Raw genomic sequence first — 16,597 nt, 5'->3', positions numbered from 1 at the left:
CACAGAAGGCACGGAAAAGTATTTATTGAATTAATAAATCTCATCAGCTTTAATGTACTAGGTAATTTTAATTACATTCTGTGTTCTATGTGTTTCCGTGGCTAAAAGCTTCAAGCCCTAGTTTATAAGCCTGATTGTAGTGAAAATCCTTTTGGCTACCAAAATTGCAGTTTCTGCAGTACATTAGGCAGAAACTTGGTTAAGAATAGCCAAAAGATTGTAACGGAAAGCAGGGCGAAAGATGCTATTGGCAATAACTTTCACTTTCAAATTAAACAAATAGCGATTAAATTATTTCATTTAAAACCCAAAGGCTTTTAACTTGTTATTACATAGCATAAAATATACAGCTATGACAAACGACGATTTAAACAAAACCTTAAACAATATAACCGAAGCCTGGAAATATCCTGAGCTTTATGAAAACGTTTCAAAATCTGAACGTTGGTTATCTGGCGCCGCCGGAACTTATTTTCTATACAAAGGCCTAAGTGGATTATTTTCTCACCCAATTATTGGCTTAACAGGTGTTGCAATTGGCGCATCATTGCTTTACAGAGGTGTAACGGGTTATTGCCCAATGCGAGACTTAGCTCAACAAAAGGAAGAACAACTAATACCAGACGAAGTAATTGTAACCGAAACATTTATTACTGACGATTTGAAGTAATAAATTGAATACTAAATTTCTATTTCTTAATAAACTGGTTAACTTTAAGAGTTAAACCACATATATGAAAAAGTACGCACTGTTATTTATTCCTGCATTTGTTGCAGTTAATGCTATGGCTCAGGATAAAAAAATTGATCCAGCGAAAGATCCAAAAACCACTGAAGTTTGGGAGCCGGTTCCAAAAATGGTTGTTCCAGGTAAATTACCACAAGATGCGCCAAGTGATGCACTTGTTCTATTTAATGGAAGGAATTTAGATGCCTGGCATTCGGTTAAAGACCCATCTAAACCTGCAGCCTGGACAATTGACGATGGCTTTTTTACGGTAAAAAAAGGTACCGGAAATATAGAAACCAATAAAAAATTTACTGATTACCAATTACACATGGAATGGAAAATTCCGGCAAATATTTCTGGTGAAGGACAGGCAAGAGGAAATAGCGGCGTATTCTTAGCTTCAACCGGCGGTGGCGATGATGGTTATGAAATTCAGATTATGGATGCATACAACAACAAAACCTACGTAAACGGCCAAACCGGAAGTGTTTATAAGCAAGGTGTTCCATTGGCAAATGCCAATAAAAAACCAGGCGAATGGCAGTATTACGATATTATCTGGAATGCACCGCGTTTTAATGAGGATGGCAGTTTACTAAAACCTGCAAGTGTTACCTTATTTTTAAATGGTGTTTTATTACAAAATGGCTTCGTTTTAAAAGGTGAAACCAGATACATTGGCGCACCACAATACAAAAAACATGGGCCGTCTTCTATTAAACTACAAGACCACGGAGACCCTAGTCCGGCGATAAGCTTTAGAAATATTTGGGTTAGAGAATTATAACATTTTAAACCAAAAATACAGAACCTGCAATTTTAAAATTGCAGGTTTTTTTATGCTTTGTGAAGGATGTTCATATACAAATCTCTTTCAATCATTTCTGCACCCAGACTTAATAAATGGTCAGTTGGCATTTGGCAATCTATTAAATCTATATCAGTTTTAGCCAAAAAAATTAAGGCCGCTTTTGATGCATTGCTCACATGGCTGAACATACTTTCGCCACAAAAAACCCGGTTAATTTTAACACCATATAAACCGCCAACAAGATTGTTATTTTGCCAAACTTCTATGCTATGCGCAAATCCTTTATGGTGTAAATTTAGGTAAGCTTGTTGCATTTCGTCGGTAATCCAGGTTCCGTCCTGCCCAATTCTAGGCGTTGATGCACAATTTTTCACCACTTTTTCAAATGCTTTATCGATGGTGATGTTAAAGCTATTGGCGGATATAACTTTGCGCATACTTTTGCTCACTTTAATCCTTTCGGGAAATATTACGCACCGTTGGTGCGGCGAATACCAAAGAATTGGATCGCCTTCGCTAAACCAGGGAAATATTCCATTTGAGTAGGCAATAAGTAATCTCTCTAAACTTAAATCGCCCCCAATTGCAAGCAATCCATCTTCTTCTGCAAGCGCCGGATTAGGGAAATTGCAATCATCTTCAAGCAATTGAAAAAACATAGCGCTAAAGTAACAAACAAAACAATGATTAAACCACTGCGTTTAAAATTAGTCATATAACTAAAATATAATCATGAGCCCGAAAGATAATTTTTACAGAGTAAAGCATCTTTACAGCCGAGCTGGCTTTGGTATTTCTTATAATGATTTGCAAAAACTCAGCAAAAAAAATTACGAAAAAGTAGTTAATAATCTGATAAAACCGCCCAAAGCGCAAGATAATATTCTACTGATTGATTCAGCATTATCTAAACAACAGATGCTGATGCAGGCCGGATTATACTCTAAAAAAGATTTAACAGACGAAGAGAAAAAGCAGCGACAGGAAATTGTGAAAATGCAAAATGAGCGAAGCCGTGATTTAAACATTGCATGGGTAGAGAAAATGATAAATACGGCTACACCTTTGCGAGAGAAAATGACGCTTTTTTGGCATGGGCATTTTGCCTGCAGAAGTAATAACCCCATGTTTGCCCAACAGCTTAACAACATTCAGAGAGAAAATGGTTTAGGTAGTTTTAAAACGCTTTTGGTTGAGGTTTCAAAATCGCCGGCTATGTTGCAATACTTAAACAACCAGCAAAATAGAAAAGGCAAACCAAACGAAAATTTTGCCCGTGAGTTGATGGAGCTTTTTACTTTAGGCAGAGGCAATTATACGGAGCAAGACATTAAAGAATCTGCCCGTTCTTTTACCGGCTGGATGTATGATAAAGATGGTTCGTTCGTTTTCAGACCTAATTTACATGATGAACAACCTAAAACATTCTTTGGTAAAACCGGAAACTTTGATGGTGAAAATATTATAGATATCATTCTCGAAAAGCCACAAACGGCTCAGTTTATTGCTCAGAAAATTTATAAGTTTTTTGTAAATGATACACCCAATGAAGCACACGTTAAAGATTTAGCGGATACGTTTTTCAAATCCGGATATGATATTTCGGCAATGATGAAAAAGATGTTTATGGCCGATTGGTTTTACAGTCCTGAAAATGTTGGCACCAAAATAAAATCACCTGCAGAGTTTTTGGTTGGCTTGAGTCGCGAGTTTTACGTTACCTATAATAAACCGCAGGTTTTAATTCAGCTTCAAAGTAGTTTAGGTCAGTACTTATTTAACCCACCAAATGTTGCAGGCTGGCCTGGCGGACAAAGCTGGATTGATAGTTCTTCATTAATGCTGAGGATGAGAATACCATCTTTAGTTTTGAATGATGGAGAAATTGATTTCAGCGGCAAAGCCGACCCCGAAGATGAGGCCATAATTGCACAAAGCAAAGCGGCAACTGCAGCTGTAAATGCAAATGTTAAGCCTAAATCTTATGTAGATTCAAAAGCAGATTGGCCAAAATTTTTAGATACGCTTCCGAAAGGAATTACACCAATAGAACTGGCAGAATTTTTACTTCAGCCAAAGCTAAATAATAAAATTACCACAATGATAAGTGATAATAAAGGTTTGCGCAGTACTTCGGTAGAATTAACAAGCATGCCAGAATATCAACTTTGTTAAATTTAAGGTTATGAACAGAAGAAATTTTTTAAGGAGTTCTGGTTTTGTAGCGGCGGGTTCGCTATTTGTACCGGCCTTTATGAAACCGCTTGAGGCGATGGCGCTGGATGAATTAAGTTTGTACAAAAACCTTGTTGTGGTGCAGCTTTCTGGCGGAAATGATGGATTGAATACTGTAGTTCCATTTGGAAATGATATTTATTACCAAAAGCGAAAAAGTATCGCCATTAAGCCCCAAGATGTTATTAAACTGAACGACATGCAAGGCTTAAATCCTAATATGGCTGCTTTACAGGAAATTCACGACCAGGGTTGGATGACGATTATTAATGATGTTGGCTATCCAAATCCAGATCGTTCTCATTTTAGATCTATGGATATTTGGCAAACCGGGAGCGATAGTAATCAGTTTCTATCAACCGGGTGGATTGGAAGATATTTAGACAGTAATTGCCAAACTTGCAAATTTCCTTACACTGCCATTGAGGTAGATGATTCCTTATCACTGGCCTTAAAAGGCGAAACTAAAAAAGGTATCGCACTAAAAGACCCGGCGGCATTATTCCGCAATACAAACAATCCGTTTTTTAAAAATATCATTAATGGCGATAAAGAGCATTTGGATGAAGATAATTTAGGCTATCTGTATAAAACCATGATTGAGACTTCTTCATCGGCCAGTTACATTCAAAATACCTCAAAAGTTTATCAAAGCAAAGCAACTTATCCTCAATCTGGTTTCGCAAATCAGTTAAAAACGGTTTCTAAATTTATTTCATCGGGCTTAAAAACCCGTGTGTATTATGTTTCTTTAAGTGGATTTGATACACATGTAAATCAAATTAACCAACAAGGTAATTTACTGAAGCAGTACAGCGAAGGTATGGCTGCATTTTTAAAAGATTTAAAAAGCAATAATAAGTTAGAAGATACTTTGGTGGTAACTTTTTCGGAGTTTGGACGTAGAGTTGAGCAAAATGCAAGTAACGGAACAGACCATGGAACTGCAAATAACATGTTCATCTTCGGAGGACGTTTAAAGAAACAGGGAATTTTTAACAGCCCACCAAATTTGAGTGATTTAGATACGGGCGATTTAAAATATCAGTTAGATTTCCGTCAGGTTTATGGAACAATTCTAGACAAATGGCTTGATGTAAACAACGGCGATATATTGAATAAAAAGTTTAATACGCTGGATTTTATATAAGTTTTGGGATAGAAAAATACATAATGAAATTGATCTTTAAGCTACTTAATAAGGCTATCGTCATTGCGAGGCACGAAGCAATCTCTTGTAAGTGAGATTGCTTCGTGCCTCCCAATAACGACTTTTAGCATTAAATCCCTTCAAATTTATCCTTAAACTCCAGCCTTCTTTTCGGTAAACTTTCAGGGTAATTGGTTTGAATAAATGCAATCATCGCTTCGCGGATGTTACAGCGCAAATCGAAAGCACGAGATGAGTTTGAAGCACTCATTAAAAAACGAACCTCTATCGAACCATCTTTTGTACTATCTGTAACCTGCACAACATTTACGCGTTTATCCCAAAGGGGATTTGCGCTTAAAAGCCTCGTCATCTCTTGCCTTAAAGGTTCAATCGGAATCGTGTAATCAAGGTATAAAAAAACCGTTCCTAATAAATCAGCCGAAACCCGTGTCCAGTTTTGAAATGGCTTTTCGATAAAATAAGTAATCGGTAAAATCAAACGCCTCTGGTCCCAAATATTTACAACAACATAGGTTAAAGTAATTTCTTCCACCTTCCCCCATTCGCCTTCAACAATTAGTACATCATCAATCCGTATTGGTTGTGTAAAAGCAATTTGAAAACCAGCCAATAAATTACCGAGCGATTTCTGCGCCGCAAAACCAATAATAATCCCACCAATACCAACACCGGTAAGTAAGCCGGCGCCTATTTTACGCATGCTTTCAAAACTCAGCAGTATAATTGCAGCTGTGATTAAGATGATTAAGGATACTATGAACTTTCTTACAAATTGAAGTTGCGTTCTGATTTTACGCTCCTTTAAATTATTTTCTTTGTTGAGGTCGTATTTGAGGTAAAAAAAATCTTCTAGTACGTTAATTATTCTTACTAAGATTAATGCAAATGTTGCAGTTAATGCAATTTCTAAAGATTTATCTAAAGGTATTCGAATTGCTGCTGGCATTACCATTACATCTAAAGAGAAATTTAGAAATAACAGGGGTATAAATATGGCTATTGGCCTATGCAAATGCTTAATGGTAGATTTTATGACGATGAAATCCCACCAACGAGATAATAACAGAAAGATTTTATGAATGATGAACCTAACAAAAATGCCAAGAAGAATGGCTATGATAGCAATTATTAAATTTTTAAAAAATAAGGGAATTGGATATCCGAAAATATCATCAAAGTAATGCATAAAAATCTGTTGGTTAAGAGAACACTTGTTTAACAACAAGCAAAGTTTATTGTTTGAAGTTGCAATTTGTGACCTCAAAAATCACTTCTGTTTTTGTATCCAATTTAAATCCAATAATGATATGATGGCTAAACAAACGCTTTCTATCATCCCTGAAAATATTTTACTTAATAAGATTTATGAGATTCGCCGGCACAAGGTGATGCTTGATAGCGATTTAGCAGAACTTTATGGTGTTGAAACGAAAAGACTAAATGAACAAATCCGCAGAAATACCGATAGATTCCCCGAAGACTTTATGTTTCAACTGAATGATAGTGAGTGGGAGTTTTTGAGGTCGCAAATTGCGACCTCAAAGATTGGAAGAGGTGGTAGAACATATTTACCCAATGTTTTCACAGAACATGGAGTTTTGATGCTTTCCAGTGTTTTAAATAGCCAACAGGCTATTCAGGTAAACATTCAAATTGTAAGAATTTTTACAAGATTGAGAAATTTACTGAGTGAGCATACAGAATTAAAACTTGAAATTGCGGACATTAAAACGCAACTCCAAAATCATGATAAAAATATAGAATTGGTTTTTAGTTATTTAGATAAGCTGATTGATAAAGAAAACCAGCCAAGAAAACGGATTGGTTTTAAACCCGATGATTTGTAGCCATTCTGTTTGACGCCATCAATAGCATAACAACCCAAGCCATATAAACGGGATTGCAGCGATATCCTTTTAAATTTGCACCAACTTCATTTACATTGTCATGCTTCGTGCCTCAGCATGACATAAGTGATTTAAAAGATTTAGCGTAAAGCCCGGCCGGAACCAACCAAAGAATTACTGTAATTGCTTTACAAAAAATTCTCGAAATATGATGTTTAAATAACTTCGGCTCGAAGAATAACATATCCTTCACGCCCACCGCACTAAAACTTAAAACTTATTACTTAAAACCTTTAACTTTTTTCTAATCAACTATTTGATAATAAAAGTTTTCTACCTATCTTTGCAGTCCCAATTTTAATGGGAATAAATAATTGTTTAATAAATTAAATACAAGCAAGTGAATACGTTAAGTTACAAAACTGTCTCTGCCAATGCGAAAACTGTTAACAAACAGTGGATTGTTGTTGATGCACAAGGCGAGATTTTGGGGCGCTTGTCATCGAAGATCGCAATGATCATCCGTGGTAAAAACAAGCCAGAATACACCCCACACGTAGATTGCGGAGATAACGTTATTGTTATCAATGCAGACAAGGTTAAATTGACAGGAAACAAATTCAGCGAAAAGCAATATGTTTCTTATACTGGTTATCCAGGTGGTCAACGTTTTATCTCTCCAAAAGAGTTAATGGCGAAACACCCTCAACGTGTAATCGAGAAAGCGGTACGTGGTATGTTACCGAAAACTAAATTGGGTAAAAAACTTTACACCAATCTTTTTGTGTATGCTGGTGAATCTCACCCTCATGCAGCTCAATCTCCAAAAACCATTAAACTTTAAGAAATGTCAGTTACTAACACTTCAGGTAGAAGAAAAACAGCAGTAGCACGTATCTATTTAAAAGATGGTGCTGGTGCAATTACCGTTAACGGTAAAGATCACAAAGTTTATTTCCCAACTTTACCTTTGCAATATATCGTAAACCAAAGTTTAGAAGTTTCTGAGCTTACTGGTCGTTATGATATTACTGTAAACGTTCAAGGTGGTGGAGTAAAAGGACAAGCAGAAGCTGTTCGTTTAGCTATTGCTAAAGCGATTGTTGAACTAGATGCGGAGAAAAAACCTGCATTACGTGCTAAAGGCCTAATGACGCGTGATATGCGTATGGTTGAGCGTAAGAAACCAGGACGTGCTAAAGCTCGTAAGAAATTCCAATTCAGTAAACGTTAATCACAGGAGGCAAAGACAATGGCAAGAACAACTTATCAAGACTTATTGGATGCAGGTGTACACTTTGGTCACCTTACCCGTAAATGGAATCCAAAAATGGCTCCTTACATTTTCATGGAGCGTAATGGAATTCACATTATAGATTTAAATAAAACTTTAACTAAAACTGAAGAAGCTGCGGCTGCGATTAAGCAAATCGTAAAATCAGGACGTAAAGTATTATTTGTTTCAACAAAAAAACAAGCAAAAGGAATCGTAGCTGAGCAAGCTAAAAAAGTAAATATGCCTTTCGTAACCGAACGTTGGTTAGGTGGTATGTTAACTAACTTTGCTACAGTTCGTAAGTCAATCAAAAAGATGTCTAACATCGATAAAATGACTAAAGACGGTACTTATGCTATCTTATCTAAAAAAGAGCGTTTAATGATTCAGCGTGAGCGTATTAAATTAGAATCACTTTTAGGTGGTATTGCTGATTTAAACCGTTTACCTGCAGCTTTATTCTTAATTGATGTTAAGAAAGAACACATTGCTGTAACTGAAGCGTTAAAATTAAACATCCCAACTTTTGCGATGGTTGATACAAACTCTGACCCTTCTAACATTGATTTCCCAATTCCGGCGAATGATGATGCTACAAAATCTATCTCTTTAATTACAGATGTAATTATCAAAGCGATTGAAGAAGGTTTAGATGAACGTAAACGCGAAAAAGATGATGAGGCTGAAAAAGAAGCAGTAGCGGCTAAAGCTGCAGCTGATGCGCCAGAGGTTAAAGAACCAAGACGCAAAAAAACAGCTGAAGCAGAAGTTGAAGCATCTTCATCAGAAGAAACTAAAACAGAAGGGGAATAATAGCCCCTCTTTACCCTCCCCAGAAGGGAGGACTCTCAAATAATTCATAATGATAAACTTCTCGCTCCTCCCCCCATTAGGGGGGAAAGAGGGGGGCTAATTATAATAAAATGTCTACAGTACAAATTACTGCCGCTGATGTAAATAAACTACGCCAACAAACTGGTGCTGGTATGATGGATTGCAAAAAAGCTTTAGTAGAAGCTAATGGCGATTTCGAAGCAGCTGTTGATTTATTGCGCAAAAAAGGTCAGAAAGTATCTGCCGCTCGTTCAGGTAATGCTACATCCGAGGGTTTGGTATCAATCCAAGTTTCTGCTGATGGTACTAATGGTAAATTAGTTGCTTTAGCTTGCGAAACTGAACCAGTTTCTAAAGTTGAAGATTTCCGTAATTTAGCTCAGGCTGTTTTAGCTGCTGCAGTTGCAAATAACCCTGCTAACGCTGAAGAATTATCGGCTATTGCTTTAGAAGATGGACGTACAGTTGCTGAAACAATTACTGAATTAACCGGTAAAATTGGTGAGAAAATCGTTATCCAGGAGTATGCAAACGTAACAGGCGAGCAAGTTGTTTCTTATGTTCACTCTAACGGTAAAATGGGCGTTTTGGTAGTATTTGAAGGTGCCAACGGTGCTGATATTACTGATGCTGGTAAAGATGTTGCAATGCAAATTGCTGCAATGAATCCGGTTGCTGTTGATAAAGACGGTGTTGACCCGGCTACTATCGAGCGTGAAATTGAAATTGCTAAGGATGTTATCCGTCAGGAAGGTAAACCAGAAGAAATGGTTGAAAAAATTGCTGCTGGTAAATTAAACAAATTCTACAAAGACAGTACTTTATTAAACCAAGAGTTTGTTAAAGATGGTTCTATGGACGTTCGTAAATTCTTAGACAATACTGCTAAAGGATTAACGGTAACAGCTTTCAAACGTGTTCAATTAGGTGCATAAGCATTTATAAAATTATAGGAAACCGCCCGATGCAAATCCGGGCGGTTTTTTTATGCTTTTTTCTTTTAGAAAATGAACGGTATTTAACGTTTAGGGAAATTCAGCCCCGCTATTGTTCCAATCTTTTTGAAAAATGCTACTGCCTTTAAATCCCGTCATTGCCTGCCTACCGCAGGCAGGCGAGGAAGAACGACGAAGCAATCTCCAATGAAAAATCAACAAAAAGTATTTCCACGCTATCGGGTTTAAAATTACAGTTTCTGCTTAAACACCAAAAATCCCCCCTCAACTTTGTACCTTAGCAGATATGCTAAACCTATCCAATACAAAATTTTACCAGAACAATACTTTACAAGAAGGGAAAAGTATAAATATTCAGGATGGTAAAATCGTGTCAATAAAAAAATCAGCATCTAATTCAATCGAATCATTAATTGTACCAGGCTTTATCGATTTACAGATTTATGGTGCAGGGGGCAGATTATTCTCAGCTTCGCCCAATGTAGAGTCGTTAAGCATTATGGAAAATGAATTGTTAAAAAACGGCACAACAGGTTTTTTAGCTTGCATGGCAACAAACACCAAAGAAGTTTTTAACGAATGCATTAAAGTTGCTAAAGAACATCGTTCTACAGCTAAAAACTGTTTAGGCTTGCATTTAGAAGGACCCTTTTTAAATCCTAAGCGCTTAGGTGCACACGTTCCGGAGTTTGTTAGAAAGGCTACGCTTGATGAAATTAAAGAATTACTTGATTTTGGCGATGGCGTAATCAAAATGATGACCATTGCACCCGAGTGCCAGGATGAAGAGGTTATACAATATTTATTAGATAACGGTGTTGTGGTTTCACTTGGCCATAGCAACGCTACTTTTGATGAAGCTACAAAGGCATACAATAAAGGTATCCAAACCACAACGCATCTTTTTAATGCAATGAGCCCTATTCACCACCGCGAACCTGGAATACCAACTGCGGTATTTAATCACGATAAAGCAGTGGCTAGTATTATTGTAGATGGACAACACGTAGATTTTGAGGTGGTGAAATTTGCAAAAAAGCTTTTAAAGGAACGATTATTTTTAATTACCGATGCCGTTACAGAATGTGCAAATGGGCCATATCAGCATGTAAAAAGCGGAAATAAATTTGTTATGCCAGATGGAACCTTATCGGGCTCATCATTAACCATGTTACAAGCGGTTAAAAATTGTGTAGAGCATTGTAATATTTCTTTGCCTGAAGCTTTAAATATGGCTACAAAATATCCTGCCAAGCTAATTGGCCTTGATAATTTTATTGGCGAAATAGAAGTTAATAAATCTGCAGATTTATTGATTCTTGACAATGAATTAAACCTAAAACAAGTTGTGTTTAAGGGCGAATTATTTTAATTAAAACCTTTAGCATTAAAACTTTCCAACATTAAAACAATTATCCTATTTTTGAGGTCATGAAATACAAACGCATCCTACTAAAGCTTAGCGGCGAATCGCTAATGGGCGATAAACAATACGGTATTGATAATGAGCGTGTTAAACAATACGCTGAAGACATTAAAGCAGTACACGATAAAGGATTAGAAATAGCAATCGTAATAGGTGGCGGAAATATTTTTAGAGGTTTGAGCGCCGAAAAAAGCGGCATGGACAGAGCGCAGGCCGATTATATGGGTATGTTAGCCACTGTTATCAACTCAATGGCCTTGCAAGATGCATTAGAAAAAGTGGGTTTAAAAACCCGTTTACTAACTGCAATTAAAATGGAACAAATTTGCGAACCTTTTATCCGCAGGCGTGCTGTTCGTCACTTAGAAAAAGGGCGTGTGGTAATTTTTGGAGCAGGAACAGGAAATCCATACTTCACAACAGATTCTGCAGCAGCGTTAAGGGCAATCGAAATTAAAGCAGATGCGGTATTAAAGGGAACCCGTGTTGATGGCATTTACACTGCAGACCCTGAGAAAGATCCGCTTGCTACTAAATATGACGAAATTTCTTTCAAAGAAGTTTATGCAAAAGGATTAAACGTAATGGATATGACCGCCTTTACTTTATGTGAAGAAAACCAAGTTCCAATTATTGTGTTTGATATGAATAAACACGGCAATTTTATGAAAATTGCTAATGGTGAAGCAATCGGTACACTGGTAAAATAACCATTAAAAATTTTATTATTTTTGTAGAAATACACACATTATGAACGAACTCATACAATTACAATTAATGGATGCCCAATCTTCGATGGATAAAGCTATCGATCATTGTGAATCTGAATTGACTAAAATTAGAGCTGGTAAAGCTTCTGCGGGAATGCTTGATGGTATTTTTGTTGATTATTATGGTGCGGCAACAGCATTATCTCAAGTAGCGAGTATCAATACACCCGATGCCAGAACAATCGTTATTCAACCTTGGGAAAAAACATTATTAGTACCAATTGAGAAAGCAATTCAGGTTGCAAATATTGGTATTAATCCACAAAATGATGGTATTGTTATCCGTTTAGTTGTACCACCATTAACCGAAGAACGTAGAAAAGATTTAGTTAGAAAAGTTAAAGAAGAAGCCGAACGTGGAAGAATTACGGTACGTAATATTCGTAAAGATGCGAACACTAAAATTCAGAAATTAAAAGGCGAAGGCGTTTCTGATGATGAAATAAAAACAGGCGAAGGCGAAGTGCAAAAATTAACCGATGCGTATATTATCAAGGTTGATAAGCATGCCGAGGCTAAAGAAAAAGATGTAATGACCGTTTAATAGTTAAGATAAATTATTTAAAAAGGAATGGAGCAATCTATTCCTTTTTTTGTTTGGCTTAATTTATAAAAAATTCTCTCTAAAAAGAAAAAGAGCAACCCATCCGGGATTGCTCGATTAACTAACTTATTATTCATAAAAAATGCTGTTGGGGAAGGAGTCGAACCTTCAAGGGGTAGTTAGCTACAGTTCAAAAAATTAATTGTGGTCAACCCAATAAACTGCGTTTGTCCCATTATTCCCCACCACCGAGACAAGGAGGCGTGTCTGCCAATTTCACCACCCAACATTATTACTTAAGTTATAAGTTTTACGTTTTAAGCAATAAGTTTAGTATAGAAACTTATAACCTAAAAACTTATCACTTACAACTTCAGTGCTGTAGGGGAAGGAATCGAACCTTCAAGGAGTGGTTAGCCATTGCTGGTTTTCCCATTATTCTCCGCCACCGAGACAAGGAGGTGTGTCTGCCTGTTTCACCACCCTACAGTATGTTAAACAAATTGTTAAAGAACGTTCCTTTTTGTTATTTGCTTAATACAAATGTAAAGGAACATCTAATACCTTGCAAATATTTTAATCATTTAATTTTATTTTTATAATATTGATAATTTTATTTAAATTTGCTTATCAAAATCAGAAAATATGCTCAAAAAAGACAATTCCAATTTAGAAATTGACAACCTCGACATCGACATTTTAAAACAATTAATGCAAGATGCCACCAAACCATACACAGAAATAGCAAAAGATTTAATCGTTTCCGGCGGTACAATCCACGTTAGGATGAAGAAATTGCAGGAAATGGGCATCATTAAAGGCTCTCACTTAATCATCGACCCACAAAAGGCCGGCTACGATATTTGTGCCTTTCTTGGTATTTACCTTGAAAAAGGTATTCAATATAAAGATGCAGTTGCCCAATTAAGCAAAATTAAGGAGGTTGTAGAGCTTCATTACACAACCGGCGCTTACAGTATGTTTGCGAAAATAATTTGCAGAGATACCAACCATTTACGCCACGTTTTAAACGAAGAAATACAAGCAGTAAATGGCATCCAGCGTACAGAAACTCTAATATCATTAGAAGAAAGTATTAAAAGACAGATTGAGCTAGGGTAAGGGTTTTAAGTTATAGGTTGTACGTTTTAAGTGTAAAGTTGAGAGTGAAAAGTTGAAAGTGTAGAGTTAAGCGTGTAAGCGTATATGATAACCTATGGTGTATTTTGAAAGGCCAAAGAGATTTAATCTTTCTTATTTGGAAAAGAAAGTTTGAAGTTATTCTGATTCTGTAGTCCCGCTATACGCTGTGGTTCCGATTTTTAATCGGAAGCCGTCGCTCCTATCGGGTTTAAAAAAATGGTACGTGCATTAAATAGCAAATTGCATATTTACAATTGTGTATGTTAAGCGCCTAGCCAAAAATAGGATTACATATTGAGCCATTTAGACCCGATTGATTGAACACGAATCCCGATTTCCATCGGTAGCGTAAAACGGAAAGCGGGAAGAAACCTTTAATAGAAGCAAAAATTTGCTCTTCTAAATATATTTCGAACCTATACGTTTTTATTTAAGCAATTGATAAGCAATCAGCGCTGCGAAATAAGCTAAAGCCGTCATATATACCAATTGTATAACCGGCCATTTCCAACCTTTGGTTTCGCGGTAAACAATTGCCACAGTGCTCATGCATTGCATGGCAAAGGCGTAGAAGAGCATTAATGATATGCCAGTTGCGAATGTGTAAACCGGCAAACCAGTCCGATTATTAACCGAAGCCGACATACGTTCTCTAATGGTTGATGTATCTTCATCGCCGCCATCTACACTATAAATGGTTGCCATTGTACCTACAAAAGCCTCTCGAGCAGCAAAAGAAGTAATTAAACCAATGCCGATTTTCCAATCGTAACCAAGCGGACGAATGGCTGGCTCAATCCAATGACCTAAAATACCCACATAAGAATTTTCTAGCTTTTCTGTAGCAACCAGGGTTTCGATATGAGATGTATTTTTACTGCTATCGTTTAAAGCTGTTTCGTATTTCTTGTCAATATTTTCGAAGCGATTCCCCGGCCCGAAGGATGCCAGCACCCATAAAATTATAGAAATTGCAATGATAACTTTACCAGCCTCAAAAACAAAAGTTTTTGATTTTTCGTACATCGTGAAGATTACATTTTTCCACCTGGGCATGCGGTAAATAGGCAATTCCATAATAAAATAAGCTCTCTCTTTGGTTTTTATAATGAATTTAAAAACCCAGGCCACTAAAACTGCCGCGATTAAGCCAACCAAATACATTGCCATTAAGGCTAAACCTTGCAAACTGAAAATACCGAAAACGCTTTTTTCAGGAATGATTAGCGATATGATTAAAATGTAAACCGGTAATCTAGCCGAGCAACTAATTAAAGGCGTCACCATGATGGTAATCATTCTATCTTTCCAATTTTCGATGTTTCTTGCGGCCATAATTGAAGGAACGGCACATGCCAAACCACCAATCATTGGCACAACCGATTTACCATTCAAGCCAACCTTACTCATGATTTTATCCATCATAAAGGTAACACGAGCCATGTAACCCGTATCTTCTAAAATGGAGATAAAAGCAAATAATATGGCGATTTGAGGAATAAAAACGAAAATACCACCCAAACCTGCAATTACACCATCTAAAACCAAATTGGTGAGCATACCGGCAGGAAGATACTTGTGCCCAATTTCTGTAATAAAACCGAATGCCACTTCAATCAAATCCATTGGATAGGATGACCAGGCAAAAATTGCGTTAAAAATTACAAATAGAATGAGTAAAAAAATGGCAAAGCCCCAAACTTTATGGGTTAATACAGAATCTAGCTTATCACTAAAAGAAAATTTTTCTGCCGTTCCTTTATCAATTACTACATCTGCCAATATGGAACTTAACCTTTTATATCTGGCAATGGTTTCTGCCGCTTGTATTTTGGATGATTGAAAATTATGTGCCTTTTCAATCTCTTCAATTTCAGTTTGATCTTTATCTGTAAAGAAAGTTAAATGCTCATGCTGGTGAAGAATTTGAAGCGCATAATAATCGTTTTCAGTATTTATTTTACGCTTCACAGCATTTATGGCTTCAGGCGCTAAATAATTAATATCTACAGCATTAATTTGTGTAGCAATTTTATTGGTATAGGTAATTGCAGCCTTTAATTTATCTAGTCCTGTATTATTACGAGCAGATATTGGTATAACCTGTACGCCTAATTTTAGCGCAAGTTTATCAATATGGATGTAAATACCTTGCTTATCAGATAAATCTGTCATATTCAAAGCCAAGACCATTGGAATGCCGAGGTCTGCCACTTGAGAAAAAAGCAGCATGTTTCGTTTCAGATTGGATGCATCAACAATTAAAACAATAACATCTGGATGGCTGCTGTTTGCCTTATCTGCTAAAACCTGAAAAACAATACTTTCATCGTTACTTTTTGGATACAAACTATATGTACCCGGCAAGTCAATCACTTCGGCATCTTTGCCATCAATGAGTTTAGTGTAACCTGTTTTCTTATCAACAGTAATGCCCGGAAAATTGCCAATTTTTTGATTTAAACCTGTTAGGCGGTTAAACAAGGTAGATTTACCTGTATTGGGATTACCAACTAATGCAACTTTAATATCCAAACTATGTAAGCTTATTGAATGATGATAACCGCAGCCTCACTTTTACGTAAGCATAGCTGATAACCTGCAACTCTTATCGCCATCGGATCGCCAAGTGGTGCAAATCTTTCAACTTCAACAAGCTCGCCCGGAAGGCAGCCCATCTCGATTAATTTTACAGACATTTCTAGATCTGTAAATGCTACAATCGTTCCTGTTTCTCCAACTTTTAACTGCGATAGTTTCATCTGTTAAATTTGGTGCAAGTTAGCCTTTCTTTAGATTTATTCCAAATAAGAAGACTAATAAATGACCTCATAAAAGGTAAATTACAGGC

Annotated in this window: 17 protein-coding genes and 2 tRNA genes; 13 read left to right on the top strand and 6 right to left on the bottom strand. The window is 36.6% G+C overall.

Features of this window, described 5'->3' with window-relative positions:
- Positions 1–352 precede the first annotated feature (352 nt).
- Positions 353–670, top strand: a complete 318-nt coding sequence (locus LUA86_RS02200) for a DUF2892 domain-containing protein (RefSeq protein WP_231458908.1) — start codon at positions 353–355, stop codon at positions 668–670.
- A 64-nt stretch (positions 671–734) separates the two neighbouring features.
- Positions 735–1,517 carry a DUF1080 domain-containing protein gene (locus tag LUA86_RS02195; RefSeq protein WP_231458907.1) on the top strand — a complete coding sequence of 261 codons (783 nt, stop codon included), beginning with the start codon at positions 735–737 and terminating at the stop codon, positions 1,515–1,517.
- A 50-nt stretch (positions 1,518–1,567) separates the two neighbouring features.
- Here the strand turns inward: LUA86_RS02195 and aat are convergent, their stop codons facing one another.
- Positions 1,568–2,200, bottom strand: a complete 633-nt coding sequence (gene aat, locus LUA86_RS02190; protein ID WP_231458906.1) for a leucyl/phenylalanyl-tRNA--protein transferase — start codon at positions 2,198–2,200, stop codon at positions 1,568–1,570.
- A 73-nt stretch (positions 2,201–2,273) separates the two neighbouring features.
- Here aat and LUA86_RS02185 point away from each other — a divergent pair, with 73 nt between their 5' ends.
- Together LUA86_RS02185 and LUA86_RS02180 are read left to right on the top strand one after the other, a co-directional pair.
- Positions 2,274–3,716, top strand: a complete 1,443-nt coding sequence (locus tag LUA86_RS02185; RefSeq protein WP_231458905.1) for a DUF1800 family protein — start codon at positions 2,274–2,276, stop codon at positions 3,714–3,716.
- Positions 3,717–3,726: 10 nt separating this feature from the next.
- Positions 3,727–4,926, top strand: coding sequence for a DUF1501 domain-containing protein (locus tag LUA86_RS02180; RefSeq protein ID WP_231458904.1), 1,200 nt, complete (start codon positions 3,727–3,729; stop codon positions 4,924–4,926).
- 130 nt (positions 4,927–5,056) lie between these two features.
- Here LUA86_RS02180 and LUA86_RS02175 read toward each other — a convergent pair whose 3' ends face one another.
- Positions 5,057–5,896 (bottom strand): mechanosensitive ion channel family protein, encoded by an 840-nt coding sequence (locus tag LUA86_RS02175; RefSeq protein WP_231458903.1) that lies wholly within the window; start codon positions 5,894–5,896, stop codon positions 5,057–5,059.
- Between the two features lie 361 nt (positions 5,897–6,257).
- Between LUA86_RS02175 and LUA86_RS02170 the strand changes: the two genes are divergently transcribed.
- The 8 genes from LUA86_RS02170 to frr all read left to right on the top strand — a co-directional run bounded on the left by LUA86_RS02170 (position 6,258) and on the right by frr (position 12,603).
- Positions 6,258–6,797, top strand: coding sequence for an ORF6N domain-containing protein (locus LUA86_RS02170; RefSeq protein ID WP_255713356.1), 540 nt, complete (start codon positions 6,258–6,260; stop codon positions 6,795–6,797).
- A 400-nt stretch (positions 6,798–7,197) separates the two neighbouring features.
- On the top strand, positions 7,198–7,641 hold the full coding sequence (gene rplM / locus LUA86_RS02165; RefSeq protein ID WP_231458902.1) for a 50S ribosomal protein L13: 444 nt from the start codon (positions 7,198–7,200) through the stop codon (positions 7,639–7,641).
- 3 nt (positions 7,642–7,644) lie between these two features.
- On the top strand, positions 7,645–8,031 hold the full coding sequence (gene rpsI / locus LUA86_RS02160; protein ID WP_055913282.1) for a 30S ribosomal protein S9: 387 nt from the start codon (positions 7,645–7,647) through the stop codon (positions 8,029–8,031).
- 18 nt (positions 8,032–8,049) lie between these two features.
- Positions 8,050–8,886, top strand: coding sequence for a 30S ribosomal protein S2 (rpsB, locus tag LUA86_RS02155; protein ID WP_231458901.1), 837 nt, complete (start codon positions 8,050–8,052; stop codon positions 8,884–8,886).
- A gap of 110 nt (positions 8,887–8,996) precedes the next feature.
- Positions 8,997–9,842: a translation elongation factor Ts gene (gene tsf / locus LUA86_RS02150; protein ID WP_231458900.1), complete on the top strand. Its 846-nt coding sequence runs from the start codon at positions 8,997–8,999 to the stop codon at positions 9,840–9,842.
- 307 nt (positions 9,843–10,149) lie between these two features.
- Complete coding sequence (gene nagA / locus LUA86_RS02145) at positions 10,150–11,235, top strand: N-acetylglucosamine-6-phosphate deacetylase (RefSeq protein ID WP_231458899.1); 1,086 nt, start codon at positions 10,150–10,152, stop codon at positions 11,233–11,235.
- A 59-nt stretch (positions 11,236–11,294) separates the two neighbouring features.
- Positions 11,295–11,999 (top strand): UMP kinase, encoded by a 705-nt coding sequence (gene pyrH / locus LUA86_RS02140; protein ID WP_231458898.1) that lies wholly within the window; start codon positions 11,295–11,297, stop codon positions 11,997–11,999.
- A gap of 40 nt (positions 12,000–12,039) precedes the next feature.
- Positions 12,040–12,603 carry a ribosome recycling factor gene (gene frr / locus LUA86_RS02135; protein WP_231458897.1) on the top strand — a complete coding sequence of 188 codons (564 nt, stop codon included), beginning with the start codon at positions 12,040–12,042 and terminating at the stop codon, positions 12,601–12,603.
- Positions 12,604–12,748: 145 nt separating this feature from the next.
- On the opposite strand, the gene LUA86_RS02130 is transcribed toward frr, so the two are convergent.
- Positions 12,749–12,892, bottom strand: a tRNA-Asp gene (locus tag LUA86_RS02130).
- A 90-nt stretch (positions 12,893–12,982) separates the two neighbouring features.
- Positions 12,983–13,092 (bottom strand) — tRNA-Asp (locus LUA86_RS02125).
- Between the two features lie 156 nt (positions 13,093–13,248).
- Between LUA86_RS02125 and LUA86_RS02120 the strand changes: the two genes are divergently transcribed.
- A complete protein-coding gene (locus LUA86_RS02120) occupies positions 13,249–13,725 on the top strand; it encodes an Lrp/AsnC ligand binding domain-containing protein (RefSeq protein ID WP_025145395.1) in 477 nt (158 codons plus the stop codon).
- Positions 13,726–14,172: 447 nt separating this feature from the next.
- On the opposite strand, the gene feoB is transcribed toward LUA86_RS02120, so the two are convergent.
- Together feoB and LUA86_RS02110 are read right to left on the bottom strand one after the other, a co-directional pair.
- Positions 14,173–16,281 carry a ferrous iron transport protein B gene (gene feoB, locus LUA86_RS02115; RefSeq protein ID WP_231458896.1) on the bottom strand — a complete coding sequence of 703 codons (2,109 nt, stop codon included), beginning with the start codon at positions 16,279–16,281 and terminating at the stop codon, positions 14,173–14,175.
- Between the two features lie 11 nt (positions 16,282–16,292).
- Complete coding sequence (locus tag LUA86_RS02110) at positions 16,293–16,508, bottom strand: FeoA family protein (protein WP_231458895.1); 216 nt, start codon at positions 16,506–16,508, stop codon at positions 16,293–16,295.
- Between the last annotated feature and the right edge of the window lie 89 nt (positions 16,509–16,597).

It is taken from the genome of Pedobacter sp. Leaf132, from assembly GCF_920984695.1.
Taxonomy (GTDB): Bacteria; Bacteroidota; Bacteroidia; order Sphingobacteriales; family Sphingobacteriaceae; genus Pedobacter.
The sequence above is the reverse complement of the archived record's forward strand: the minus strand, read 5'-3'. Positions and strand labels throughout refer to the sequence as shown.